Origin of the sequence: Kitasatospora sp. NPDC059571 (genome assembly GCF_042735675.1) — a bacterium.
Lineage (GTDB): Bacteria > Actinomycetota > Actinomycetes > Streptomycetales > Streptomycetaceae > Kitasatospora.
Genome location: NZ_JBHWBW010000059.1, coordinates 24,842 through 25,895, shown reverse-complemented (window position 1 = coordinate 25,895; position 1,054 = coordinate 24,842). Strand labels below are relative to the sequence as shown.

The 1,054-nt window shown below is 78.6% G+C and carries 1 protein-coding gene; it reads right to left on the bottom strand.

Annotation, left to right across the window (positions count from 1 at the left end; translation table 11 throughout):
• On the bottom strand, positions 1–1,054 hold a 1,054-nt coding region (locus tag ACFV0G_RS10085), incomplete at both ends, for an FAD-dependent oxidoreductase (protein WP_380544640.1).

Here is a 1,054-nt window from a genome sequence, read left to right as displayed (position 1 = left end):
TCACCCCGCCGCCGCGGACGGCGCCGGCGCCGCAGAGCAGCACCCGGGGGTGGCCGGTGGCCACGCCCCAGCGGCCCGCGGAGCCGTCCTCGTCCGCGTACGGGAACGCCAGGTCGCGGTGGAAGATGTTGCCGCCCGGCAGCCCGAGGTCCTGCTCCAGGTCGAGCGGGGTCTTCGCCTCGATGCAGGGCCGGCCCTCGGCGTCCACCTCCAGGCAGTCGGCGAGCGGCTCGGCCAGGCAGTCCTGCAGCGGCGCCAGGACGGCGGCCAGTGCCGCCGCGCGGTCGGCGCCGGCCTCGAACAGCCCGGCGGGCTGGTGCAGGCCGAACAGCGTCAGGGTGTGCGCCCCCCGACCGGCCGGCTCCGGCCCGAGGATCGACGGGTCGGCCAGCGAGTGGCAGTAGATCTCGGACGGCGCCGGGTCGGGCAGCAGCCCGTCGGCGGCCTGCCGGTACGCCGTCTCCAGCTCCCGGTACGACTCCGCCAGGTGCAGCGTCCCGGCGAACGCCTCCCGCGGGTCCACCGCGGTGTCCCGCAGCCGGGGCAGCCGGCGCAGCAGCATGTTCACCTTCAGCTGCGCGCCGACCGGTGCCGGCTCCCCGGCCGGGCGGCCGAGCAGCCGGTCCAGGGTGGCCGGGGCCGCGTTGCACAGCACGGTGCCGGCGCCGACCCGGTGCTCGGCGCCGTCGACGAGGTAGGCCACCTCGGCGGCCGGGCCGTCCGGGTCGATCGCGGTGACCTCGCAGCCGGTGCGCAGCTCGGCCCCGGCGGCCCGCGCGGCGTCGGCGAGTGCGTCGGTCAGCGCGCCCATGCCGCCCACCGGCACGTTCCAGTCGCCGGTGCCGCCGCCGATCACGTGGTAGAGGAAGCAGCGGTTCTGCCGCAGCGAGGGGTCGTGGGCGTGGCTGAAGGTGCCGATCAGCGCGTCGGTTAGGACCACGCCGCGCACCAGGTCGTGGGGGGGGGGGGGGGGCCCCGCCGCGCCCCAGCCGCCGGCGAAAAAAGGGAGCCCCGGGGGGCGGGGGGGAGGCCCCGCGCGCGCCGCGCGCCGCGG